Source organism: Clostridium sp. ATCC 25772, assembly GCF_001573875.1.
GTDB classification, from domain to species: domain Bacteria; phylum Bacillota; class Clostridia; order Clostridiales; family Clostridiaceae; genus Clostridium_J; species Clostridium_J senegalense.
Window position 1 is genome coordinate 1 of sequence record NZ_LFRG01000018.1, and the last position, 25,500, is coordinate 25,500.

Here is a 25,500-nt window from a genome sequence, read left to right on the forward strand (position 1 = left end):
GTTTATTATACTATATTTTAAAATTTGAGGACATAATCACATACGTTATAATAAGACATTATCAAAAATCAATCAGAAAATAAGTTTTTTATTTTATAAAATAGTTGACAAATTAAGCTTTTTTAATATAATGAAAATATAAAAATTTAATATAATGGCAATGATAAGAATTAGTAAATATATTAAGACATTAAGAGAGGAAGTGGTTGGTGAAAACTTCTTGGGAGATATATTGAAGCTGTCTTTGAGCTATATTTAATTAAGAGATATTGACGATGAAAACAATTGTCATCAATATAATAAGGGTGGTAACGCGGAACTTTCGTCCCTTCTTAGGGAAAGAAGTTCTATTTTTTTTACAAAAAAACAAATTATTTGAGGAGGAAAAGATATGAAAAACATGACCGTAAATGAAATAAGAGAATCTTATTTAAGCTTTTTTGAAGGTAAGGAACATTTAAGATTAGAGAGTTTTCCATTAGTGCCTAAAAGTGATAAAAGTTTATTATTAATAAATGCAGGAATGGCTCCATTAAAGCCATATTTCACTGGAATTCAAACACCGCCATCTACTAGGGTTACAACATGCCAAAAATGTATAAGAACAGGTGATATTGAAAATGTAGGTAAGACTTCAAGACATGGTACATTTTTTGAAATGCTTGGTAACTTTTCTTTTGGAGATTACTTTAAAGGGGAAGTTATTCCATGGGCATGGGAGTATATAACAGAGGTTTTACAAATACCAAAAGATAGATTGTATGTAACAATACATTTAAATGATGACGAGGCTTTTGAAATATGGACTTCAAAAACAGATGTTGATCCAAGTCGTATATTTAGATTAGGTGCAGATAACTTCTGGGAAATAGGGGTAGGTCCATGTGGTCCATCTTCTGAAATACATTTTGATAGAAATCCAGAGCTTGGACAAGTTAAAAATGCAGAAGAATTTGTAACTGCTTCAGATAATGATAGAATAGTTGAGTTTTGGAATTTAGTATTCACTCAATTTGATAAAGATGAAGATGGTAATTATAATAAATTAGATCATCCTAATATAGATACAGGAATGGGACTTGAGAGAATAGCGACTATAATGCAAGGTGTTGACAATATATTTGAAATTGATACTATGAAAGCTATATTAGATAGAGTTTGTGAAATGTCAAATAGAAAATATAAGGAAAATGCACAAGAAGATATTTCTATAAGAATAATAACAGATCATGTTAGAAGTGTAACTTTTATGATTAGTGATGGAGTATTACCTTCAAATGAAGGAAGAGGATATGTACTTAGAAGACTTTTAAGAAGAGCAGCTAGACATGGTAGATTGTTAGGAATAAAAGATATATTCTTAAGTGAACTTTGTGATGTGGTAATAGAAAATTCTAAAGATGAATACAAAGAGTTAGAAAAAAAAGCTGATTATATTAAAAAAGTAATTAAACTTGAAGAAGAAAGATTTAGTGAAACTATAGATTCTGGTATGGATATATTAAAATCATATATAGAAAAATTAGAAAAAAATAATGAAAATATCTTAAAAGGGGAAAAAGCATTTAAATTATATGATACTTATGGATTCCCAATAGAACTTACAGAAGAGATTTTAGATGAGAAAAACTTAAAAGTAGATATAGATGGTTTTAACAAAGAAATGCAAAGCCAAAGAGAGAGAGCAAGAAATGCAAGAGGCGACTCAAATTATATGGGAAATGAAGAATTAATAACAAATAAAATAGATAAAGATATAAAAACTTCTTTTGTTGGATATAATAAATTAATAGATGAGTCAGAAGTGGTAGTGCTAATAAATGATAATGAATTTGTATCTTCACTTGAAAAGGGAGATAAAGGGGTTATCGTTACAACTGAAACTCCATTCTATGCTGAAATGGGAGGTCAAGTTGGAGACAAAGGTGCTATAACTTGTGAAAACTTTAAAGCTATAGTTTATGATTGTAAGAAAAATATTTCTGGGAAAATACTTCATTTTGTAAAAGTTACTGAAGGTGAAATTAGTGTTGGAAATAAAGTTAAGCTTTCAGTAGATAAAGAAAGAAGAAACAAAATATGTAAAAACCATACTGCAACCCATATGCTACATGAGGCTTTAAAAGAAATTTTAGGTGATCATGTAAATCAAAGCGGTTCATATGTTGATGATGGTAGATTAAGATTTGATTTTACACATTTTTCAGCAATGACAACAGATGAAATTAAAAAGGTTGAAAATAAATTGAATGAAGAAATAATGAAAGTTTATAATGTTTGCACTGATGTTATGACTATAGAAGAAGCAAAACAAAGTGGAGCAGTTGCATTATTTGATGATAAGTATTCAGAAGATGTAAGAGTTGTTTCTGTTGGTGAATTTAGCAAAGAACTTTGCGGCGGAACTCATGTTAAAAATTCTGGTGAAATAGGATTATTTAAAATTTTAAGTGAAAATGGAGTAGCTGCTGGAGTTAGAAGAATAGAGGCAACAACTGGTGAAGAATCTGTAAAATTTGTTGAAGAAAAAAATGAGTTATTAAAAGATGTTGCATCAATGTTAAAGTGCACAGAAAAAGATTTATTAAATAAAGTTCAAGGATTACTTCAAGAAATAAAAGAAAAAGAGAAGGAAGTTCAAGGATTAAAAAATAAATTATCAAGTGGATTAGAAGACGAATTATTAAATTTAGTAGAAGAATTTAATGGAGTAAAAACATTAGTTACTGCAGTAAAGGACATAGATGGAGACGGATTAAGAAGCCTTGCAGACAAATTAAGAGATAAACTTCAAAGTGGGGTAGTAGTTCTTGGTAGCGTATCAAATGATAAAGTTCAGTTTGTAGCTATGGCAACAAAAGATGTAACATCAAATGGAATTCATTGTGGAAAAATAATAAAAGAAGCAGCTACAGTAGCTGGTGGTGGCGGTGGTGGAAGACCAGACATGGCTCAAGCTGGTGGAAAACTACCTGAAAAATTAGATGAGGCAATTAATAAAGCTAAGGCAGTAATAGAAAGTTCTGTTAAATAGTGTACTTTTTACTTCCGATGATTTATAATATATATAACAATTATGAGAGTATAACTTTTTAAGTTTTACTCTCTATAATCCATATGGATAAGAAAGAGGGCGATTATAATGGATAACCAAAATACAGTTCAGTTTGATGGAGTAAGGGATAAGAAAGATATGACTAAGATGATATTGACTGACGTATATGATGCCTTAAAAGAAAAAGGTTATAATCCTGTTAATCAACTAGTAGGATATTTAATTTCAGGAGACCCAACATATATTACAAATTATAATGGAGCAAGAGCATTGGTTAGTAAACTAGAGAGAGACGATATATTAGAAGAAGTTTTAAAAGCTTATCTAGATATAAAATAAAAATGCCTTATTGGCATTTTTATTTTAATTTTTAAATGAAACTAATACAGTAATAAAATATAATAATATGTTATATATTTTATGATTAGGTTTACAAAAGACATTTAGTTAAAACCTCGTATGAAGTCTATGGCTTTCTGCATATTAAATGATAGAAAATTTACCAAAAAGAACTTAATATATAGTAGAAATAGATAAAAATTATAATGTATAAAAAATATTAAGAAAAAACATATATCTTAGAAAAAATAGTTAATAACTATTAAATAATCAATTATACATATTTATTTTTATAAATTAATTTTATATAATAGAGTAAAATTAAACTTACCTCATTTGAATTTATATATTGTAAATTTTATAAACGCAAAAAAATAATAAAGCCTTTTATTATAGCTATAAAAAGAGTGAATTTTAAGATTTTAATAAAAGCTAACGAATAATTTATTTGAATTTATAAAGAAATTTTAATTAATAAAAGTACAGTTTAGAATCATACTTTGTATAGAAATATAAGTTCTAGGGTTAACGGACACGTCAAAATTTTGTTGTTATCTAAAAAGAGTAACACCGTTAAAAGTGGAGAAGAGTAAGTGCAATACCTATCAAATAACGTATTATTTCGTTAAAGTTAGAAAAATTCTCAGTTGATAAAGGCATAAATTAGGCTTCAACATAAAAAACTATAGTTAAAATATAAGAGTTTGAAATAAAATTTTAATCCATATAGCCTTTAGAATACCAAGTATATAGTCATATAGTAAAAAAATATTAAAGAATATATAAATAAAAAAAGAAGATGTATAGGGAAACAAGCTCAAATTTAAATTTATTGAAGAACTTAAAAATATTTTCATACAAAATTAAGTGTTGAATTTAGGGGAAAGAGATTACATAACTATTTTAGGGGGTTAAGTTTTGGAGAGAATAACTTTAAGAGTGAACTTAAAGTCCTAAAAATAAATAGAAATTTAAGCTTTTATCATAATATAAACAGATTAAAAAATATGAGAATTTGATTTTATATAATTATTAATATATATTAAATATATTAGGGAAGTAAAAATATATGAAAATTGTATTGACTCATGGTAAACATATTTAATTTGTCAGTAGAGATATTATGTGCGAAATTTTTATATTTTAAAAGATTGATTCTGTAATTAAAACGGTTTTGAAAATATATTGAATTTAGAGCGGAAATTTATTTAAACTAGTTTATTTATTATTAAAAAATATAAAGAGTATTAAGTTTTAAAACGTTAATTTGAAATTTACGTTTAAATTTAAAATAGAATATATGTTTTATAGATATTTATATCTAAAACATGATTAGGAGACTAAAATGGTGAGAATATTAGGATTAGATGTAGGGGATAGAACTATTGGAGTAGCAATAAGTGATCCCTTAGGTTTTACGGCCCAAGGAATAACTACAATCAGAAGAAAAGGGCTAGAATATGATATGAATGAATTGATGAAAATATGTAATGAATATAGTGTTGAAAAGATTGTTTCAGGTCTTCCTAAAAATATGAATGGTACTGTTGGAGAACAAGGTGAAAAAGTGAAGCAATTTTGCGAAGAGTTAAAAAAACATACAGATAAGCCAATAATATTTTGGGATGAACGTTTAACAACAGTAGCAGCACATAGAGTTATGCTAGAAGCGGATTTATCAAGAAGTAAAAGAAAAAAATTGGTAGATAAAATTGCAGCTACGTACATATTACAAGGATATCTAGATAGTATATAAAAAAAAGGAGAGAATGAATATGGAAAATAAAATGGAAACAATAATGTTAATGGACGAAAATGGTAATGAAATAGAATTTGAAATTGTTGTAAAATTAGACATAGAGGATAAAGAATACGTTATAGTTACACCAGTTGAGTCTGATGAAGAGTATGATGTAGCGTTAAGAATAGAAGAAAGTGAAGATGGTGAACTTGTACTAGTACCAGTTGAAGAAGATGATGAATTAGCTTTAATTTCAGAAGCATATGAGGCACTAGAGTTAGAATAATAAAAGAGTATTATCATTTGAAAATTAATATCTTTGTAATAATGAAGATTTCTTTTAATATTAAATTTGTAAAATAAGGGTAAGCACTAGTTTTGTTAGTTGTAGAGGAGTTAAAATGGTTTAGCTTCTTAAATGAAATTTTCATTCATTGAAATTATCATATTAGAAAGATTTACCTATCTGTGAAATATAAATTATTTTAGAGAGGATGTAATATTTTGAGTATGTCTCATGAGAAAATTGAAGATTTAAAAGAGGTTTTAAAAGAAAAAGGATATAAATTAACTCCTCAAAGAAGAGCTATATTAAATGGCATAATAAATAGTGAAGGTAGTCATTTAACTGCAGAGGAGTTATATGACTTAGTAAGAATCGATTGTCCAGAGATAGGACTAGCGACAGTTTATAGAACAGTTCAACTTCTAGAAGAAATGGGAGTTGTTTGCAAATTGGATTTAGATGATGGAAGAAGTCGATATGAGCTTTGTCAAGGTGACGAGAATCATCAACATCATCATTTAATATGTAATGATTGCAATAAAGTTATTGAAGTTCAAGGGGATTTACTTGACGAAATAGAAGAAGTAATAGAAAAAAAATATAAGTTTAAAATAGAAAATCATAGTTTGAAATTTTATGGATTGTGTGAAGAATGTAATAAAAAATAGATGACAAATTAAGGTTTTTCATATTTTAGAAATTATTAATTAGTTAGGAAAAGATATATGGAGAATAAAAATGTACCGAATAATAAAACTACTGATGAAAATAAAGTAGTAAATAATAAGGCTATTGATGGAAATAAAGTAGTAGATAATAAGGTTAAAAATAGAGTGAGTTCTAATGGGGGTTTTAAAAAATATAGAAAACCTTATAGAACTTATAACAAAATAAATGATAAAGAAGAAAATATAACTGAAAAGACAGAAAAAATTAAAACTGAGAATGTAAACATAAGTAGTAGAAAAAAAACTGATGATAATTTAGTAGAAAAAAAGCAGTTTAAAAACTCAGTGCCAAAGGTAAAAAAAGATACAGTTATAAAAACTAACATTAAAACTAATAAAGATGTGACTAATAAAGAGTTAACAGAAAACCAAAATAAAAAAGCATATATGAAAAAAAATAAAGAAAAAGGAGGGGAGAAAGTGCGAAAAGAGAAAGATAAGATAAAAATTATACCTCTTGGAGGTTTTAACGAGATTGGAAAAAATCTTACTGTTATTGAGTATAAAAATGATATAGTTATAGTTGACTGCGGTTTAAAGTTTCCTGATGATGACATGTTAGGGATCGATGTTGTAATACCAGATGTCACTTATCTTTTGAAAAATAAAGATAGAGTTAAAGGTATATTTTTAACTCATGGTCATGAAGACCATATAGGGGCATTGCCCTATATATTAAAACAAATAAATGTACCTGTATATGGGACTAAGTTAACTTTAGGAATTGTTCAAATAAAACTTAAAGAACATGGTATTTTAAGTACGGTTGATTTAAAATATATAAAACCTAAAGACATAGTTAAACTTGACAACGTATCAGTAGAGTTTATAAGGACTAGTCATAGTATAGCTGATTCAGTTGCTATAGCAGTTCATACCCCAGCAGGAGTAGTACTTCATACTGGAGATTTTAAGATAGATTATACTCCAATAGATGGATGTGTAGCGGATTTAGCTAGGTTTGCAGAACTTGGTAAAAAAGGTGTTGCAGTAATGTTAGCTGATAGTACTAATGTTGAACGACCAGGGTACACAATGTCAGAAAGTACTGTAGGAGAAAGCTTTGAAAATATATTCTTTTCAGCTAAAGGAAGAATCATAGTAGCTACATTTGCTTCAAATATTCATAGGATACAGCAAATAATCCAAGCTGCAAGTAAGTATGGAAGAAAAGTAGCTGTTTCAGGAAGAAGTATGGAAAATATAATGGCAGTAGCTATAGAACTTGGATATATAAAAATTGATAAAGAGACATTAATCAACGTTGATGCCATATCTAAGTATAATGATAATCAGGTAGCTATAATTACAACTGGAAGCCAAGGAGAACCTATGTCAGCGCTTTCAAGAATGGCAGCATCCGAGCATAAAAAAGTAAATATACAAGAAGGTGATACTGTTATAATATCAGCAACACCAATACCTGGAAATGAAAAATTAGTATCTAAAGTTATAAATCAATTGTTTAAAAAAGGTGCAGATGTTATATATGAAGCATTAGCTGATGTTCATGTATCTGGGCATGCTTGTCAAGAAGAATTGAAACTAATGCATACATTAGTTAAACCTAAGTTTTTTATACCTGCTCATGGAGAATATAGACATTTAAAACAACATGGTGAACTTGCTGTTAAGTTAGGAATGCCAGAAAGAAATGTATATTTAGGAGAGAATGGTGATGTTATTGAACTCTCAAGAGATTCTATAAGAAAAGTATCATCTGTTACATCGGGTCAGGTGTTTGTTGATGGATTAGGTGTAGGTGATGTAGGTAATATAGTTTTAAGAGATAGAAAACATTTATCACAGGATGGAATACTTACAGTAGTTGTTACAATTGAAAAAGATACATGTACAGTCATAGCAGGTCCAGATATAATCTCAAGAGGATTTGTATATGTTAGAGAATCTGAAGATTTAATGGATGGAGCAAGAGAACTTGTTAAACAAGTATTAAAAGAATGTGAAGAAAATAAAATTAAAGAATGGCCAACTATAAAAGGTAATATAAGAGAGGTATTAAGAGGATATCTTTATGAAAAAACTAAAAGAAGACCTATGATATTACCTATAATAATGGAAGTTTAAAAAAATAAGCTGTATAAAAATAGAACTTAATTTCTATTTTTATACAGTTTTAGTTTTATAATTTTTATTACAAGTTATAAGTGATAGTTAAAAAGAAAAATAATAGATTAATCATATAGAAATATAATTTACTTAAAAAATAAAGAGTTATATTAAAAATAAAAGCTAATAATTATAAAATATGAATGTGAATTAAAAAAATCATAATTCAACATAGAAAGAAAAAATAAAATTAAAATTTAGAAAAAAGAATGAAAAAAAATAAAAAAAATCAAATTTAAAATTGTAAAGTTTGAAAAAAGACAAATTACATAGGAGATAATTAAAATATTAAATATTTAAATTAAAAATAAAAAAATATGTTCTATTTAAAAAAATAAAGAGACTAATAACATTATTAGTTATGAGAAAAAATTAAAACATATAAATTAAACTAAGTTTAATTGTTTAGAAAAAATATATAAACATGATAAAAAATTGAAATCTAACTTAAATTTTTAGGGGAATTATGTTAAAAATAAAGTGCAAGTTTATTTTTAATACAATTGTTGAACAAGTAAAAATATAGTTAATTGTAAATTTAAATTTATAATTGATTAAATTAAAAGAAATATTTTAATATATAAGAGATAATAAAAGATTAATGGTAGTATTGCAAAAAAATTCAAAGAAAATTTAACTAAAATTTAGCTAATTGAATAAATATATATATTGAAATTGCTTTAAAAGTTATTAAGTTATTAATTATTATTATATTTAGGCATAAAAGTGTGGTTTAAAACAGTTATATTGTGTATTTTAGTTGAATTTTATATAAAATTAGAATAAAATTAAGTGATAATGTATAATAAAATATTTTTTGTCAAAAATTTATATGTGAGAAGAAATTTAGAACTTAATATAAACATTACAACATTGACTTTTATTAAACATAATATTAGAATAGGTATAGTTAATTTAAATTGGGTACAAGAGCCGTATCCAATTTTATTTTGTACGTGATTTGTAGAAAAAAGAAGAAATTTGGAGGAAATTTAATGGATAAAATAACTAGAGATGATATAAGAAATATAGCTATAATAGCTCACGTTGACCATGGTAAAACAACATTAGTTGATGCGTTATTAAGACAAAGTAAAGTTTTTAGAGATAATGAGAAAGTTCAAGAAAGAGTAATGGATTCAAACGATTTAGAAAAAGAAAGAGGAATCACTATACTTTCTAAAAATACAGCAGTTCATTATGAAGATGTAAAAATCAACATTATAGATACACCTGGACATGCTGACTTCGGTGGAGAAGTTGAGAGGGTTTTAAAAATGGTAGATAGCGTTCTACTAGTTGTAGACTCTTATGAAGGTGCAATGCCACAAACTAAGTTCGTTCTTAAAAAAGCTTTAGAGCTTGAATTAAAACCAATAGTTGTAATAAACAAAATAGACAAACCAAACGAAAGAGCAGCTGAAGTTATAGATGAAGTGTTTGACTTATTTGTTGAGCTTGGAGCTTCAGATGAGCAATTAGATTTTACTGTAATATATGCTTCTGCTAGAGATGGAATTGCTAAAGCAGAATTAGAAGATGAATCAGATAACATGGAAGCTTTATTCAAAGCTATAATTGAACATGTAGATCCACCAAAAGGATATGTAGATATGCCACTACAAATGCTGGTAACATCTTTAGATTACAATGAGTATGTTGGAAAAATTGGTATAGGTAAAGTGGAAAGAGGTACTGTAAAGAAAAACCAAACTGTAGCAGTAATGAGAAAAGATGGTACAGTTAAAAATGTTAAAGTATCTAATGTATATACATATAACGGATTGAAAAGAGAAGAAACTGAAGAAGCTAAACTAGGTGATATAGTTGCAGTATCAGGAATTGCAGATATAAATATAGGAGAAACAATAGCAGATGCACAAAATCCAGAAGCACTTCCATTTGTAGAAATAGATGAGCCAACATTAAGCATGAACTTTATTGTTAACAATTCTCCATTTGCAGGTCAAGATGGTGAGTTTGTAACATCTAGACATTTAAGAGATAGACTTATGAAAGAACTTGAAACAAACGTAAGTTTAAAAGTTGAAGAAACTGATTCAGCTGATTCATTTAAAGTAAGTGGAAGAGGAGAACTTCACTTATCAATATTAATAGAAACTATGAGAAGAGAAGGATATGAGTTCCAGGTTTCTAAACCAACAGTTATATTTAAAAGTGAAAATGGAAAGAAATTAGAGCCAATAGAGCACTTAACAATAGACGTTCCAGAAGAATTCATGGGAGTAGTTATGGAAAAGCTAGGACCTAGAAAAGCAGAGATGTTAAATATGACTAGTGCTATAAATGGATATACAAGACTTGAGTTCACAGTGCCATCAAGAGGTCTTATAGGATTCAGAAACGAATTTATGACTGATACAAAAGGTAATGGTATAATGAACAGTATATTAGAAGGATATGAGCCATTTAAAGGTGAAATTTCTGAAAGAAGCAGAGGTTCATTAGTTGTATTTGAGAATGGAGAATCTGTAACATACGGATTAGTTAATGCTCAAGAAAGAGGAGTATTATTTATAGGAGCTGGAATGCCTGTATATCAAGGAATGGTAGTTGGAGAATGTTCAAGAAATGAAGATATAGAAGTTAATGTTTGTAAGAAAAAACATCTTTCAAATACAAGAGCATCTGGTTCTGACGAGGCATTAAAATTAATAACACCAAGAGATATGTCATTAGAACAATGTTTAGAGTTTATAGCTTCAGATGAATTAGTAGAAGTTACACCAAATAACATAAGATTAAGAAAAAGAATTTTAGACCCAGCAATGAGAAAAAGAGCGGCAAAAAAATAAATAATAGAATAATAATGGGGTGAGTCTGTGAAAAAAGGTGTTATTATATCTAGTTTATGCCTAGTGGGGATATTAGTATTAGGAGGAGTCTTTTATAGTCATACTATAAAAGACCCTTTTAAAACAAATGAAGATTTTATAATTGAGGTACAACAAGGGGACAATTTATATAGTGTTATATCAAAATTAAAAGATGAAGGCAAATTAAAAAATGTAATAATTCCTAAAATATATATAAAAAATTTGGAAAATAAACCAGATATTAAACCAGGTGAATACAAAATAAATAAAAATAGTTCCTTGCAGGAGTTTTTATCAGTTTTAGAAGATGCTACTTTAGATCAGAGTAAAGTTCAAATTACAATTCCAGAGGGGCACGATATAACCCAAATAGCATCAATTTTACAGGAGGAAGGTATAATAGAAAAAGAAACTTTCTTAGAATCATTTAAGAATTATGCCGTTCCAACGTATATAAAAGCTAATGATAAGGTGAAATATTCCATGGAAGGATTTTTGTTTCCGGATACGTATACTTTTAAAAAAGGAAGTAGTGGAGACGAAATCATAAAAATTATGAATGATAGATTTAATGAAGTAATAAAGGAAATTACAAATGATAAAAAACTTTCAGATGATGAGCTATATAAAATAGTTACTATGGCGTCTATAGTTGAAAGAGAAGCTAGCAACCCAGAAGAAAGGGATGTTGTAGCATCAGTTTTTTATAATAGAATAGATAAAAATATGAAATTTCAATCATGTGCTACAGTACAATATGCATTAGGTGAACACAAAGAAAAATTGTATGAAAAAGATTTAATAGTTGAATCTCCTTATAATACATATTTAGTTGATGGTATGCCAATAGGACCTATAAGCAACCCAGGCAAAGAGTCTTTAAAAGCTGCAATTAATCCTAAATCAACTAACTATTTGTATTTTGTATCAAATAATGACGGAACACATTTTTTTACAGATGATTACAATGAATTTTTAAAAGTTAAAGAAAAAACCCAAGGTTTTTAAAAGGATTATTTAGTCTATTATTAACAATCTAAGAAGATGGAGGATATTTATGAGTGGAGTTACTTATGAATACATGGAAAATTATTTAAGAAGTCTTATCCCGGATGATATCGGTATTTTAAAAGAAATGCATGATTTTGCAATGGAAAATAAAGTGCCAATAATTCAAAAGGAAGGGGCTAAGTTTTTACAATTTATGGTTAATTTTAAAAAACCTAAAAGAATTTTAGAACTTGGAACTGCCATAGGTTACTCCTCTATTTTAATGAATTTAGCATCAGGAGGTAGTTGTGAAATTACAACTATTGAAAGAGATGAAAATATGTTAAAAATAGCAAGTGAAAATATAGAAAAGTATGGTTTGAAAGATAAGATAACAGTGCTTCCAGGAGATTGTTTAGAAGTTTTAGAAAAGCTAAATGATAAATATGATATGATATTTATGGATGCAGGTAAGGGCCATTACAATCATTTTTTACCTCATTGCTTAAGGCTATTAGAAAAAGATGGTATAATTGTTGCAGATAATGTTCTTTTTAGAGGGATGGTAGCCTGTAATGATCTTGTTAAAAGAAGAAAGATAACTATAGTTAAGAGGATGAGAAGTTACTTGGATATGGTTTCAAGTGATGAAAACTTAGTAACAACAGTAATACCAATGGGAGATGGTATTGCACTTACTGTAAGGAGGAATGAAAATGATAAGACCAGAGATATTAGCTCCAGCAGGTAATTTAGAAAAACTAAAAACTGCTATAAACTTTGGTGCAGATGCAGTATATTTAGGTGGAAGTAAACTAAATTTAAGGGCATTTGCAGATAATTTTTCCAATGAAGAGTTAAAAGAGGGTATAAAATATGCCCATGATAGAGAGAAAAGAGTTTATGTAACATTAAATGTTTTCCCTCATAATGAAGACTTAGAAGGCTTAGAGGAATATCTTAAAGAACTTTATGAGTTAGGAACTGATGCTATAATCGTTTCAGATCCAGGAATTATCATGACCGCAAGAGAAGTTGTACCAGAACTAGAAATACACTTAAGTACTCAGGCTAATAATGTGAATTATAAGTCTGCTATATTCTGGCATAAACAAGGGGTTAAAAGAATAGTTTTAGCAAGAGAATTGACATTAGAAGAAGTTGCAGGTATTAAAGATAAAATACCAGAAAGTTTAGAATTGGAAATATTTGTACATGGTTCTATGTGCATGTCTTATTCTGGTAGATGTTTATTATCAAATTATATGACAGGAAGAGATTCTAACAGAGGTGCTTGTGCTCAACCTTGTAGATACAAGTATAAACTTGTTGAAGAAAAACGAAATGAAGAGTACTTCCCAATAATGGAAGATGATAGAGGAACATACATAATGAATTCGAAAGATTTATGTATGATAGAGTATATTCCTGAACTTGTTAAAACTGGTTCAGTTTCATTAAAAATTGAAGGAAGAATGAAGAGTGCTTATTATGTTGCAACTGTAGTTAAAGCGTATAAAGAAGCTTTAGATACATATATGAAAGATCCAGAGGGATATGAATTTAATCCTAAGTGGTTACAGCAATTAGATAGACCAAGTCACCGAAAATATTATACAGGATTCTATTTAGGAGATAAGGATAGTCAAATATATGAATCTTCTTCTTATATTAGAAATTATGATATAATTGGAATTGTTAAAGATTTTAATAAAGAAGAAGGCATAGCAACTATAGAACAAAGAAATAAAATTTTTGATAATGATACTGTGGAAGTCTTAAGACCTGTTGGTGATAATATAGAAGTGAAACTAACAGAAATGAAAGATGAAAATGGTAAAGAAATAGAGTCAGCACCTAGTGCTCAAATGATATTTAATGTGAAAGTTGATACTGAATTAGAAAAAAATGACATACTTATAAAGGCCAAGGAGGAAAAAAAGTAATGAGCCGACCAGTTTTAATAGGAATTACCGGCGGAACGGGTTCTGGAAAGAGCACTATTGCAAAGGAAATATATAAAAAGTTCGGAGAAAATTGCATAGCAATGATAGAGCAAGATTCTTATTATAAAGATCAAAGTCATTTAACTTCAGAAGAAAGAGTTAAAACTAACTATGATCATCCAAATGCATTTGATACAGAGTTATTAATTCAGCAATTACAAAGTCTTATAGATGGAGAGAGCGTAGAAAAGCCAATATATGATTTTGAAATTCATAATAGAAAAAGTGATGAAACAGTAAGAGTTGAATCAAGAGATATAATTATTGTTGAAGGAATATTAGTTCTTCAAGAAAAAAATCTAAGAGATATGTTAGATATAAAAATATATGTAGACACTGATGCAGATGTTAGATTTATAAGAAGAATGGTAAGAGATGTTAAAGAAAGAGGAAGAACAATAGATTCTGTTATAACTCAATATTTAACAGTTGTAAAGAAAATGCATGAAGAGTTTACTGAGAACACTAAAAAATATGCAGATATAGTAATTCCAGAAGGTGGCCATAATAAAGTTGCCATAGACATAATAAACGCTAATATAGATCAAATATTACAACAGAAAAATAATTAACATTAATTAGGAATAGAACACTTTACTATAGTCAATAATTTGATTATGGTGAGGTGTTTTTTTATGAGAAGAAAAAGAAAAGTAAAAAAAATTTATAGTTATAAAAAATATGATTTTAAGAAAACTATTAAAAATAGAATTTATATATTAACAATAATATTTACTGCCATATATTTAGGGTTAATATGTAGGTTGTACTATATTCAAAATTATAAAGATAATACCTATGCTGTTATGGCAGACAAACAATATTATTATGAAGAAAAAATAAGTAATATAAACTATAAACTTTTAGATAGAAATAATGAAGAATTATTTAACTATGAAAATAAATATTATATAGTTGTAGATCCTATGACATTTATAAATATGAATAATAATACTGATGATAATAGTATTAAAACTGTAATGTATATATTGAGAAATTATGATAAGGAATATGACTTATATCAAATACCATATATGGATAAAAGCAAAAAATATACTTATGAAGTAGATAAAGAGACTTATAAAAAAATTAAAAATTACACTGATGTAAATGGAATTTATGGGTATATAAGTAAAAATGCATTAATAGAAAAAAATTGGAAGTTAGAAAATATTATAGCATCTCCTAAAAATTATGATGATGAAAAATTTAAGGATAAGGATTCTCTTGAGATGGAGATATATAATATGACAAAAACTAATAAATTTCCCGAAGTAGTTTATGAAAAGGATGTAGATGGCAAAATAATAGATGAAAAATTTCTTGAGTCAAATGAAAATATAAATGTTAAGCTAACTATTAATAAGAATGTTGAAACTTTAATAGAAAATGTTTTAAAAAGTGATTTGTTAAAAAAATATCCTCAAGTAGGTGTATGTTTAGTAGAAAGTAGTACTGGGGAGGTTCTCTCTATGTGTCAAAAGGATGATAATATTTCTAATGTAAACATAGGTGTGCCAAGTAATAATGGATTTTTAGTTGGATCTGTGTTTAAAACTATTGTTCTAGAAGGAGTATTAGATAGGGAGAGTCATTCATTAAAAGAAATTTTTGATATGAAGCACATATTTCCTAAAAGCAATGAACATAAAAGTAGATATAATTTAAGTGAAGCATATTTATATTCATCCAATGATATTTTTGCTCAATTAGGTTGGGATTTAGGCAGCGATACTATGATTGATTATGCTGAAAAACAAGGACTAACAAGTAAAGTTTTGGGGTTATCAGACGAAAAATGTGGAACCTTCGACAATATTGATGATAAAGAAAATATAGGTTTTATAACTAATACATCTATAGGTCAAACTTTAAGAACAACACCAATAGCATTAACATCCATTCCAAGTGTAGTAGTTAATAATGGGATTTATATAAAGCCAAATATAATAAAGGGATATGTTGATAATAAAAATAATATAATTCAAGATAATGAAGTAGAAAAAACACAAGCGATAAATGTTAAAACAGCTAATTTACTAGAAAAAGAAATGATTAAAGTAATAAAATCTACAGATGGAACAGGGAGAAATGCAGATGTTGAAGGGGTAAACATGGGAGGAAAAACTGGAACAACTGAATATTTTATTAAAGGAAAAGAATATTCAGATGGATGGTTTGCAGGTTTTTTTGAGTATGAAGATAAATATTATTCATTAGTAGTATTTATACCTGAAATAGATATTAAAGAGGATGCAGGTGGAAGAACTTCTGCACTAGTGTTTAAAAAAATAGTAGAGGAGCTAACAAGTAAAAAAGTTTTATAAATCACAAGAAACAGCTTAAAAATAATTAGTAATTTTATTTTCAAGCTGTTTTTCTTTTGTACATATAAGTAAAAATATATACTAATTTGTAGAAAATTAATATATGAGTCTAAAATGAAAAATATTAAAAAATAATTTTTAAATTTTTTAAGGTGGACAGGCTACTTTTTAATACAATCATCATATTATTATAATAAGCACTATTAGGGGGAACAACTATGGTTTTCTTCAATTGGTTTCTTAATGTAATTGGAGAAGTTACATTACTGACAGCCTATGTATCTGGAAGTAGTTCTTTTCCGCAGCCGTTAAATGACAAGGAAGAAAAAATTTACTTACAAAGATTTAAGGAGGGAGATTTAGAAGCTAAAAATGTTCTAGTAGAAAGAAATTTAAGGCTGGTAGCTCATATAGTAAAAAAATATTCATTTCCAGGAAAAGAAGTGGATGATTTGATTTCTATAGGTACAGTAGGCTTAATAAAAGCTATCGATTCTTTCGATATGTCAAAAGGAACAAGACTTGCAACTTATGCAGCAAGGTGCATAGAAAATGAAATATTGATGTTAATTAGAAATAATAAAAAGACAAAAGGAGAAGTATATCTTCAAGATCCAATAGGTGTAGATAAAGAAGGTAATGAAATTTCATTGATGGATATATTAAGTAGCGATAAGGATTCTATTGCAGATATAGTTGAAAATAAGATACAAGTTAAAAAACTTTATTCAAAGATTAATACAACATTACAAGAGCGAGAAAGGTTAATAATAGAAATGAGATATGGACTTACAGATGGTAAATCAAAGACACAAAGGGAGATTGCTCAAATATTAGGAATATCAAGGTCATATGTATCTAGAATAGAAAAACGAGCATTAAAAAAACTATTAAAGGAATTAAATAGTTCGGAAAAACAAAAAAAATAATTTGATAAACTAAATTAATTTAGAGTGTATATTTATTAAAAATATTTTATATTTATAATAAAATTACGAAGTAATTTGCAAAACATATTTGTAATAAGATATAATTTGTTTATATTATGTTATAGATAGGTGGCAAGAAAATGTATAGTGGATTGCTTGGAAAAAATATAAAATATAGTCTTTCTCCATTAATTCATAATGAAAAATATAAAGAAGATAATATACCATTAGAATATAAAATATTTGATGTAGATGAAAATAATCTTGATATATTTATTAATAAGGCTAAAAAAGAGTTGATAGGTTTTAATGTAACTATTCCATACAAAGAATCTATTATAAAATATCTAGATAGTATTGAATATCCAGCAAATAAGATAGGTGCAGTGAATACAGTAGTAAATGTAAATTCTAAACTAATTGGTTATAATACAGATTATTTTGGATTTATATCAAGCTTAGAAAAAGAAAATATTAAACTAGAAGGTAAAAATGCTTTAATTATAGGTAGCGGTGGAGCAGCAAAAGCAATTATTTATGCTCTTAGAGATTTGAAAATAAAAAGTATAGATATTGCACTTAGAAATGAAAAAAGCATAAGAGAACATAAAGCTTATATTAGTAAAACTATAAATATACATGAGGAATTTGATTTAACAGAATATGATATAGTTATAAATTGTACTCCAATTTCAGGTGCAAATCATCCTAATGAAACACCAATAAATATAAAAAAATGTAATTCTAAAAAAATATTCTATGATCTAAATTATGAACCCCAAAATACGCTTTTTATGAAAATTGGAGAAGAATATGGTTGTCGCGTATTAAATGGTTATAGTATGCTTTTGCATCAGGGATATAAAGCGATTAAAATATGGAAAAAATATTTAAAAGAGAACACATAATTATTGTGTTCTCTTTTAACATGAAAAAAATGTAAATTTATAATTGAACTTATTATGTATTAAGGATATAATTTTAAGTGTGATAAAGATTAAATATTCTTTAATTTTGGTGATTTTCCTTGGAAATATACGAAGTTTTTTAAATTTAAAATTTTATTCTATAATTAAGGATTAAAAACAAAAATTTAATTAATTAGTATTAAAGTGAAATATTGCATTTTACTTGTAAAGCAATTATACTGAAAATAGGATGTTTATATTTATATATAAACATTTTATAAAAAGTTAATTAAGATTAAAGGAAAAGAGGATTTCTTGTTGAATATGTACTTTTGAAGCTTCTCTTAAAAGGGGGGTAATTTAAGTGAACAATTACATAGTTGGAATAGACATTGGTGCATCAAAAATATGCGGTGTAGTTGGAAATTTAGATAGTGCAGGAAAGCTTCAAGTTCTAGGTGTAACTACAAGCAAATGTAATGGTGTGAGAAAATCTGGAGTTTCAGATTTTGAAAATACATCCAATGCAATCAAAGATGTAGTAACCCAGCTAGGAAATATTATCAATACTAATATACATGGTGCGTATATATCTATACCGGTATCTTTATGTGGAGTAATTGAAAAAAGAGAGATATTGACTTTATCTTCCCAAGATAGAGAGATAACCAGTGAAGATATTGAAAATCTAAAAGAGTTAATAAGACTAGAGGTTAAACAGTCTACCAATAAAGAAGTTATAAAAATAAATCTTTTGGAATTTAAGATAAATGATGTTGGTAACATAAATAATCCTCTAGGGTTGTTAGGAAAAAATTTGGAGGTGGTTTCACAGGTAATAGTTGCATCTAAAGAAATTGTGGACCTTTATAAAAAACCAGTGGAAGACATAGGTATTAAAGTTTTAGGATTTACAGTTGATTGTTTAGGTGTATGCAAAGATACATTAAGTGAAACTGATGTACAAAATGGAGTAGCAATTATAGATATTGGAGCAGAAACATCAGATGTTGTAATATATATAAAAAATAAATTAGAATATGTTGCAAGCATTGGTCTAGGCGGAGATACTATAACGAATGATATAGCTATTTGTTTAAAGATTTCTAAAGATGATGCTGAAAGCTTAAAGATAAAAAGTGGACGTATTTATAAAGAAAACATCGATATTGGAGAAAAAATAAAGATCTATTCTTTAAAAGATGGACAAACTATAGAAATAGACTATGTTATGTTAGTGGAAATAATTTATGAAAGAGTTAAAGAGATAATCAAGTTAATCAAAGAAGTTTTGGTTGATTCTGGATATTATAATCAAATTAAAACTGTTGTTTTATGTGGTGGAGGTGTTTCGCTTTATAGAGGAATAACTGATTTAATTGAAAAAGTGGTAGAAAAAGAATGTAGAGTAGTTACGCCTTCATATGTAGGAGTTGCAAATCCAATCTACACAATAGCAACAGGAATAATAAAGGAATTGTCTTTACAATTAAACAATGATATTGAAAAAGAAGCAGATAATAAAGTAGTAATTCAAAAAGATGAACAATTAAAGAAGAATAAGGATGACATTAAATTTTTATCCAAATTTAAAGCGTTTTTATCAGATTTTTTCTAATGAGGAGGTAGTATTGTGCTAGATTTTGATGTTCAAGACAGGGAGTTATGCAATATAAAGGTTATTGGATGTGGAGGCGGAGGAAACAACGCTGTAAATAGAATGATTGAGGAAGGCTTGAAAAATGTTGAGTTTATAGGAATTAACACTGATAAACAAGCGTTAGCATTATCAAGAGCTACAGAAAAGATACAATTAGGAGAAAAGCTTACTAGAGGATTAGGAGCTGGTGCTAATCCTGAAATTGGAAGAAAAGCAGCGGAAGAAAGTAAGGAAGAAATAATTCAATTGTTAAAAGGTGCGGACATGGTGTTCATAACTGCTGGAATGGGTGGCGGAACAGGAACTGGTGCAGCTCCAGTTGTAGCAGAAATAGCAAAGTCTATGGGAATATTAACAGTTGGTGTTGTAACAAAGCCATTTTCATTTGAAGGTAGAAAAAGAATGTTACATGCAGAGCAAGGTATTAAGGCTCTTAAGGAATCTGTAGATACATTAGTTACAATTCCAAACGAAAGACTTTTAACTATGGTAGATAAAAAAACTACTTTAGTTGATTCTTTTAGAAAAGCAGATGATGTTTTAAGACAAGGTGTTCAAGGTATATCTGACTTAATAACAATACCTGGAATAATTAATTTAGACTTTGCTGATATTAGTACAATAATGTTAGACAAAGGTCTTGCTCACATGGGTGTTGGATACGGAAACGGTGATAATAGGGCACAAGAAGCTACTAGAGAGGCTATATCAAGTCCTCTATTAGAAACATCAATTGTTGGAGCGACAGGTGTATTGTTGAACATTACAGGCGGAGCAGATTTATCATTACTAGAGATAAATGAAGCAGCACAAATAGTTCAAGAAGAGGCAGATCCAGATGCTAATATTATATTCGGTGCAGTTATTGATGAGAGTTTAAACGATGAAATAAGAATTACTGTTATAGCAACAGGATTTGAATTAGATGAAGCATCAAAACCATCTCCAACTCAACAGCAAGCAAGCAGAACTGAAATGCCATCTAGAGGTATAATAAATAGTCAAATTCAGCCACAACAACAAGAAGAAGAGGCTGCAGCTACAAAGACTGTAGAAGAACCTGAATTGGATTATTCAGTTCCAACTTGGCTAAGAAGAAGTGGAAGATAATATAAGAAGATAATATAAATAATAAAAGAGAAGAAACTTTAGTTTCTTCTTTTTTTTATGCCTATATTAACAAAAGATTAATTATTTTTTATTCCCATATAAGTTTAAGAATTTACTATTTTTTTGATGATATTAAGAAGCTTTGTATATATTGATAAAGGAAAAAGTGAAAATACTATGCAATTTGACGAAAAAGACAATTAATATAGAAAAATACAGTGGTGAGTTTTTACAAAATTTACCATGACATATATGTATAATAAAGATAAGGGAGTGAGTAAATTTGGTTTTATATTTAGATGAACTAATATTAGAAAACTTTTTAGTAAATTTATTTCTACTTCAAATAACATTTCGAACTATTAAAAAACGATGTGCTTTGAAACGACAGATACTATCTGCATTTTTAGGAAGTTTATATGTAATTGTCATAGTTTTTCCAGAACTGAGATTTTTAAATAACAAAATAACAAGCGTTTTGGTGGCATTTCTAATGATTTTAATTTGTGTTGATAGTAAAAAATTTTATTTAAAAGGAACTTTGATTTATATAGGATATTCTATGGTTTTAGCAGGGACTACATTTTATTTTTCTATAGGCAATAAAGGGGTTAATAATTATATATTCAAATTTAATTACAAGAAATTAGCTTTATCAATAATGGTTATTTATTTAATTATTGATAGATTAGTTTTTTATATAAAGGATAGAAAGCTAATGCATCAGTGTATATATGAGGTAGATGTTTTGATAAAAGAAAAAAATATAAAATTTAAAGGTTTTTTAGATACAGGAAATGAACTTAGGGAGCCTATAACGAATTTGCCAGTTATAGTAGTTCAAAAAAATATATTAGAGGGGGTAGATATAAAAGATTATATAAAATATTCAATAACCTATTCAGTAGTAAATGGGAAGTTAGGAAAATTGCAAGGGTTTAAGCCAGACAGTGTGACCATTAATGAAAATGGACAAAAAATAACTAAAGAAGTAATTTTAGCATACTGTGATAATCAATTAAGCTATAGCAAAGACTATGGTGCACTATTACCAAGGGGAATTTTAGTTTAATAGAGGAGGGATATTTTTGAAGTTAAAGGTGTTTTTAAAAAGGATTGTTGAAAAGGTAAGTAGTTTTTTAGGTAAGTTTAAATTTTTAAAAAATAATATATATTATATTGGTGGAAGTGATGCATTACCACCACCGCTTACCAAGGAAGAAGAAGAGGAATTGGTAAGACAGTTGGTAGGTGGAGATGAAAATATAAGAGCGACTTTAATAGAAAGAAACTTGAGATTGGTTGTTTATATAGCAAGAAAATTTGAAAATACAGGAGTTAATGTTGAGGATCTAATTTCAGTTGGAACTATAGGACTCATTAAAGCTGTAAATACTTTTGATCCAGAGAAAAAAATAAAGCTTGCTACATATGCATCCAGATGCATAGAAAATGAGATTTTAATGTATTTAAGAAGGAATAGTAAAATAAAAACAGAAATATCTTTTTATGAGCCACTAAATATAGATTGGGATGGTAATGAATTATTGCTATCAGATATTTTAGGAACTGAAAATGATATTGTATATAATCTTATAGAAGATGAAGTGGATAAACAATTATTGTTATTGGCAATGGATAGGTTAAACGATAGGGAAAAAGAAATTGTAGAATTAAGATTTGGATTAAATGGATGCAATGAAAAAACACAAAAAGAAGTTGCTGATATGCTAGGAATATCACAATCTTATATATCTAGACTTGAAAAAAGAATAATAAAAAGATTGAAAAAAGAAATTAATAAAATGTTATAAGGTTTGTCCCGAGTATAAAAATTATTACATCAGGAAATAATTAAAATGCAATTACTCTGAAGGGAATGATGACCTTATGATAATAAACAAAGTAGAAATATGTGGAGTAAATACATCGAAATTGCCAGTATTAAAAGAAAAGGAGATGAGAGAACTACTTTTTAAAATGCAAAATGGAGATGACAGCTGTAGAGAAAAATTTATCAAATGCAATTTAAGACTAGTTCTTAGTGTTATACAAAGGTTTAATAATAGAGGTGAGAATGTAGATGATTTATTCCAAGTTGGGTGCATAGGTCTTATAAAAGCAATTGATAACTTTGACTTAAGTCAAAATGTAAAATTTTCTACTTATGCTGTGCCTATGATTATTGGAGAAATTAGGAGGTATTTAAGGGATAATAACTCAATTAGAGTTAGTAGATCTCTTAGAGATATTGCATACAAGGCACTCCAAGTTAGAGATAGACTAGTAAATAAGGATAATAAAGAACCTACAGTATCTCAAATAGCTAAAGAATTAGAGATACCTAAGGAAGAAGTGGTTTTTGCTTTAGATGCTATACAAGATCCAGTTTCGTTATTTGAACCGATTTACCATGATGGAGGAGATGCCATTTATGTTATGGATCAAGTAAGTGATAGTAAAAATTTAGATGATAGTTGGCTTGAAAATATATCTATAAAAGAAGCAATGAAGAAGTTGACTGCTAGAGAAAAATTAATATTAAATTTAAGATTTTTTGATGGCAGAACTCAAATGGAGGTAGCAGACGAAATTGGAATATCTCAAGCTCAAGTATCAAGATTAGAAAAAACAGCATTAAAACATATGAGAAAATACGTTTAGAGCCTAAAAAGGCTCTATTTTTTTATAAATGTAATATAAGTTTTGGTATTAACATATAAATAGTACAAGCTAGTTAGTATAGAATTAAAACTATAAAATTATTTTAAAGTTATTGAATAAATTTAAATAAAGCACTAAATAAAGGAGTGGGAGATGAATGGAAAATTCAATGTATGCTATAAATAGTTTAAAAATGATGGAGGTAATAGATATAAACACTGGGGCTAAACTTGGATTTATAAAGGATTTAAGAATAAATTGTGATGAGTATAGAGTAACATCAATAGTACTTCCTACTCAAAAGACTGGATGGTTTATGAAGAATACTGACATAGAAATACCTTGGGAAAAGATAAAGAAAATAGGACTGGACGTAATATTAGTTGATGGCGATGGAATAATAAGTTTTGATGAATAAAATAAATTTATGAAAATTTTATAGAAATTTATTTTAATATGTGTATAATAAGAATATAATAAATTCTTTAGGAAAGTAGTGAATTGATGTGAGATGTCCATTTTGTAGTAGCGAAGACAGTAAAGTTGTAGATTCTAGATCAACTGAAGATAATTTGGCTATAAGAAGAAGAAGAGAATGTCTTTCTTGTAATAAAAGGTATACTACATATGAAAAAATAGAAGAAATGCCTATACTAGTAATTAAAAGAGGTCAACATAGGGAATTTTTTAATAGAGAAAAGTTAATAAGAGGTATAGTTACTGCTTGTCAAAAGAGACCAGTAACGAGGGCCATTATAGAAGATATAGCTAATGATATAGAGAAAAGTTTAAATAATAAAATGATGGTAGAAATAAAATCAGAAGAATTGGGAGAAATGGTCCTTGAAAAATTAAAGTATATAGATGAAGTAGCATATGTTAGGTTTGCATCTGTATATAGACAGTTTGATGATATAGATACTTTTATTCAGGAAATTGATAAATTAAGAAATTTAAAATAAAACACTATAATTTTTGTAGTGTTTTATTTTTATATAAAAAATCTAAAATCAATAATTAACTTATATATTTTGTTTTAATATAGTTTTTAGAAAAAAGGGGAAGATAAAATGGAAATTAAAAATATAAATGGCTATGAATTTTTAACTTTTCAAAATGACTGTGCAGAAATAGTATTTTCCACTTCTAAACAGGGTTTAAATTTAAATAAAAATTTGAATATAGGTTTAGAAAATTTAGATAAAGTAAAAGGATTTTTTAAGTTAGATAACATAGAATACTTAAATCAGATTCATAGTGATATAATATATAGTTATAATGAAAAATCTATAAAAGAATTAGATGGAGATAGTATTATAACTAATAAAAGAAATATAGGTATAGGTATATTTACAGCTGATTGTGTTCCTGTTATTATTGTAGATAATAAAGAAAAAGTTATAGCTGCTATACATAGTGGTTGGAAAGGTACATATGAAAAAATAGTATTAAAAACTATAAACAAGATGGTAAAAGATTATAATATAAATCCCAAGGATTTAAGTATATATATAGGGCCGCATAACAGATCATGCTGCTATGAAGTTAGTCAGGAACTTATTGAAAAGTTTAAAAACTTAGATATTTATAAAAATATAAATATAAATCAAGGAAGATATTTAGATTTAGAAAAATGCATTTTTGCTCAGTTAGCTTTAATAGGAGTGGAAAAAGAAAATATAAATACAATTAAACTTTGTACTTATTGCTGTGAGAATTATAAATTATATTCTTATAGAAAAATAGATGAGAGGGAGGGAAGGCTATTTTCATTTGTATATATGAAATAG

The 25,500-nt window shown here is 27.4% G+C and carries 22 protein-coding genes and 1 other annotated feature; all 22 genes read left to right on the forward strand.

The genetic code is table 11. The features are described from left to right. The first annotated feature begins 151 nt into the window (after window positions 1-151). Window positions 152-333, forward strand: a binding site (T-box leader). 58 nt (window positions 334-391) lie between these two features. Beyond that, a complete protein-coding gene (alaS, locus tag AZI32_RS08680; protein ID WP_061995467.1) occupies window positions 392-3,034 on the forward strand; it encodes an alanine--tRNA ligase in 2,643 nt (880 codons plus the stop codon). 108 nt (window positions 3,035-3,142) lie between these two features. Further along, a complete protein-coding gene (locus AZI32_RS08685; RefSeq protein WP_010292904.1) occupies window positions 3,143-3,394 on the forward strand; it encodes an IreB family regulatory phosphoprotein in 252 nt (83 codons plus the stop codon). 1,348 nt (window positions 3,395-4,742) lie between these two features. Next, a complete protein-coding gene (ruvX, locus tag AZI32_RS08690; RefSeq protein WP_061995504.1) occupies window positions 4,743-5,150 on the forward strand; it encodes a Holliday junction resolvase RuvX in 408 nt (135 codons plus the stop codon). A 19-nt stretch (window positions 5,151-5,169) separates the two neighbouring features. Continuing rightward, window positions 5,170-5,421 (forward strand): DUF1292 domain-containing protein, encoded by a 252-nt coding sequence (locus tag AZI32_RS08695; RefSeq protein WP_010292902.1) that lies wholly within the window; start codon window positions 5,170-5,172, stop codon window positions 5,419-5,421. A gap of 224 nt (window positions 5,422-5,645) precedes the next feature. Further along, on the forward strand, window positions 5,646-6,089 hold the full coding sequence (locus tag AZI32_RS08700) for a Fur family transcriptional regulator (protein ID WP_061995505.1): 444 nt from the start codon (window positions 5,646-5,648) through the stop codon (window positions 6,087-6,089). A gap of 447 nt (window positions 6,090-6,536) precedes the next feature. Further along, window positions 6,537-8,237, forward strand: a complete 1,701-nt coding sequence (locus AZI32_RS08705) for a ribonuclease J (RefSeq protein ID WP_157450874.1) — start codon at window positions 6,537-6,539, stop codon at window positions 8,235-8,237. Between the two features lie 1,037 nt (window positions 8,238-9,274). Beyond that, window positions 9,275-11,095, forward strand: a complete 1,821-nt coding sequence (gene typA / locus AZI32_RS08710) for a translational GTPase TypA (protein WP_061995468.1) — start codon at window positions 9,275-9,277, stop codon at window positions 11,093-11,095. A gap of 27 nt (window positions 11,096-11,122) precedes the next feature. Continuing rightward, on the forward strand, window positions 11,123-12,124 hold the full coding sequence (gene mltG / locus AZI32_RS08715; protein WP_061995469.1) for an endolytic transglycosylase MltG: 1,002 nt from the start codon (window positions 11,123-11,125) through the stop codon (window positions 12,122-12,124). 49 nt (window positions 12,125-12,173) lie between these two features. Next, window positions 12,174-12,857, forward strand: a complete 684-nt coding sequence (locus tag AZI32_RS08720) for an O-methyltransferase (protein ID WP_061995470.1) — start codon at window positions 12,174-12,176, stop codon at window positions 12,855-12,857. Beyond that, the gene (locus AZI32_RS08725; RefSeq protein ID WP_061995471.1) at window positions 12,823-14,052 is read left to right on the forward strand and encodes a U32 family peptidase; all 1,230 of its coding nucleotides are present in this window, start codon (window positions 12,823-12,825) and stop codon (window positions 14,050-14,052) included. The genes AZI32_RS08720 and AZI32_RS08725 overlap by 35 nt, the downstream gene beginning before the upstream one ends. Further along, entirely contained in the window at window positions 14,052-14,684 is a 633-nt protein-coding gene (gene udk / locus AZI32_RS08730; protein WP_061995472.1) for a uridine kinase, read from the forward strand. The genes AZI32_RS08725 and udk overlap by 1 nt, the downstream gene beginning before the upstream one ends. A gap of 63 nt (window positions 14,685-14,747) precedes the next feature. Beyond that, window positions 14,748-16,439, forward strand: coding sequence for a penicillin-binding transpeptidase domain-containing protein (locus AZI32_RS08735; protein ID WP_061995473.1), 1,692 nt, complete (start codon window positions 14,748-14,750; stop codon window positions 16,437-16,439). A gap of 218 nt (window positions 16,440-16,657) precedes the next feature. Further along, window positions 16,658-17,368, forward strand: a complete 711-nt coding sequence (gene sigK, locus AZI32_RS08740) for an RNA polymerase sporulation sigma factor SigK (RefSeq protein WP_061995474.1) — start codon at window positions 16,658-16,660, stop codon at window positions 17,366-17,368. Between the two features lie 140 nt (window positions 17,369-17,508). After that, window positions 17,509-18,276, forward strand: coding sequence for a shikimate dehydrogenase (aroE, locus tag AZI32_RS08745; RefSeq protein WP_061995475.1), 768 nt, complete (start codon window positions 17,509-17,511; stop codon window positions 18,274-18,276). A gap of 364 nt (window positions 18,277-18,640) precedes the next feature. Further along, window positions 18,641-19,894 carry a cell division protein FtsA gene (gene ftsA / locus AZI32_RS08750; protein ID WP_061995476.1) on the forward strand — a complete coding sequence of 418 codons (1,254 nt, stop codon included), beginning with the start codon at window positions 18,641-18,643 and terminating at the stop codon, window positions 19,892-19,894. Between the two features lie 15 nt (window positions 19,895-19,909). Beyond that, window positions 19,910-21,046 (forward strand): cell division protein FtsZ, encoded by a 1,137-nt coding sequence (ftsZ, locus tag AZI32_RS08755; protein ID WP_061995477.1) that lies wholly within the window; start codon window positions 19,910-19,912, stop codon window positions 21,044-21,046. A 283-nt stretch (window positions 21,047-21,329) separates the two neighbouring features. Continuing rightward, the gene (locus tag AZI32_RS08760; RefSeq protein ID WP_061995478.1) at window positions 21,330-22,118 is read left to right on the forward strand and encodes a sigma-E processing peptidase SpoIIGA; all 789 of its coding nucleotides are present in this window, start codon (window positions 21,330-21,332) and stop codon (window positions 22,116-22,118) included. A gap of 43 nt (window positions 22,119-22,161) precedes the next feature. Next, window positions 22,162-22,860, forward strand: coding sequence for an RNA polymerase sporulation sigma factor SigE (sigE, locus tag AZI32_RS08765; protein ID WP_157450875.1), 699 nt, complete (start codon window positions 22,162-22,164; stop codon window positions 22,858-22,860). A gap of 76 nt (window positions 22,861-22,936) precedes the next feature. Then, a complete protein-coding gene (sigG, locus tag AZI32_RS08770; RefSeq protein ID WP_061995480.1) occupies window positions 22,937-23,710 on the forward strand; it encodes an RNA polymerase sporulation sigma factor SigG in 774 nt (257 codons plus the stop codon). A gap of 157 nt (window positions 23,711-23,867) precedes the next feature. Beyond that, window positions 23,868-24,128 (forward strand): YlmC/YmxH family sporulation protein, encoded by a 261-nt coding sequence (locus AZI32_RS08775; protein WP_061995481.1) that lies wholly within the window; start codon window positions 23,868-23,870, stop codon window positions 24,126-24,128. Window positions 24,129-24,216: 88 nt separating this feature from the next. Next, complete coding sequence (nrdR, locus tag AZI32_RS08780) at window positions 24,217-24,672, forward strand: transcriptional regulator NrdR (protein ID WP_010292871.1); 456 nt, start codon at window positions 24,217-24,219, stop codon at window positions 24,670-24,672. Window positions 24,673-24,780: 108 nt separating this feature from the next. Then, window positions 24,781-25,500, forward strand: coding sequence for a peptidoglycan editing factor PgeF (pgeF, locus tag AZI32_RS08785; RefSeq protein WP_061995482.1), 720 nt, complete (start codon window positions 24,781-24,783; stop codon window positions 25,498-25,500).

Coding starts and splice junctions, on each gene's coding strand:
- alaS (WP_061995467.1), top strand. CDS start 392: ATGAAAAACATGACCGTAAATGAAATAAGAGAATCTTATTTAAGCTTT.
- AZI32_RS08685 (WP_010292904.1), top strand. CDS start 3,143: ATGGATAACCAAAATACAGTTCAGTTTGATGGAGTAAGGGATAAGAAA.
- AZI32_RS08695 (WP_010292902.1), top strand. CDS start 5,170: ATGGAAAATAAAATGGAAACAATAATGTTAATGGACGAAAATGGTAAT.
- AZI32_RS08700 (WP_061995505.1), top strand. CDS start 5,646: ATGTCTCATGAGAAAATTGAAGATTTAAAAGAGGTTTTAAAAGAAAAA.
- AZI32_RS08705 (WP_157450874.1), top strand. CDS start 6,537: ATGAAAAAAAATAAAGAAAAAGGAGGGGAGAAAGTGCGAAAAGAGAAA.
- typA (WP_061995468.1), top strand. CDS start 9,275: ATGGATAAAATAACTAGAGATGATATAAGAAATATAGCTATAATAGCT.
- AZI32_RS08720 (WP_061995470.1), top strand. CDS start 12,174: ATGAGTGGAGTTACTTATGAATACATGGAAAATTATTTAAGAAGTCTT.
- AZI32_RS08725 (WP_061995471.1), top strand. CDS start 12,823: ATGATAAGACCAGAGATATTAGCTCCAGCAGGTAATTTAGAAAAACTA.
- udk (WP_061995472.1), top strand. CDS start 14,052: ATGAGCCGACCAGTTTTAATAGGAATTACCGGCGGAACGGGTTCTGGA.
- AZI32_RS08735 (WP_061995473.1), top strand. CDS start 14,748: ATGAGAAGAAAAAGAAAAGTAAAAAAAATTTATAGTTATAAAAAATAT.
- sigK (WP_061995474.1), top strand. CDS start 16,658: ATGGTTTTCTTCAATTGGTTTCTTAATGTAATTGGAGAAGTTACATTA.
- aroE (WP_061995475.1), top strand. CDS start 17,509: ATGTATAGTGGATTGCTTGGAAAAAATATAAAATATAGTCTTTCTCCA.
- sigG (WP_061995480.1), top strand. CDS start 22,937: ATGATAATAAACAAAGTAGAAATATGTGGAGTAAATACATCGAAATTG.
- AZI32_RS08775 (WP_061995481.1), top strand. CDS start 23,868: ATGGAAAATTCAATGTATGCTATAAATAGTTTAAAAATGATGGAGGTA.
- pgeF (WP_061995482.1), top strand. CDS start 24,781: ATGGAAATTAAAAATATAAATGGCTATGAATTTTTAACTTTTCAAAAT.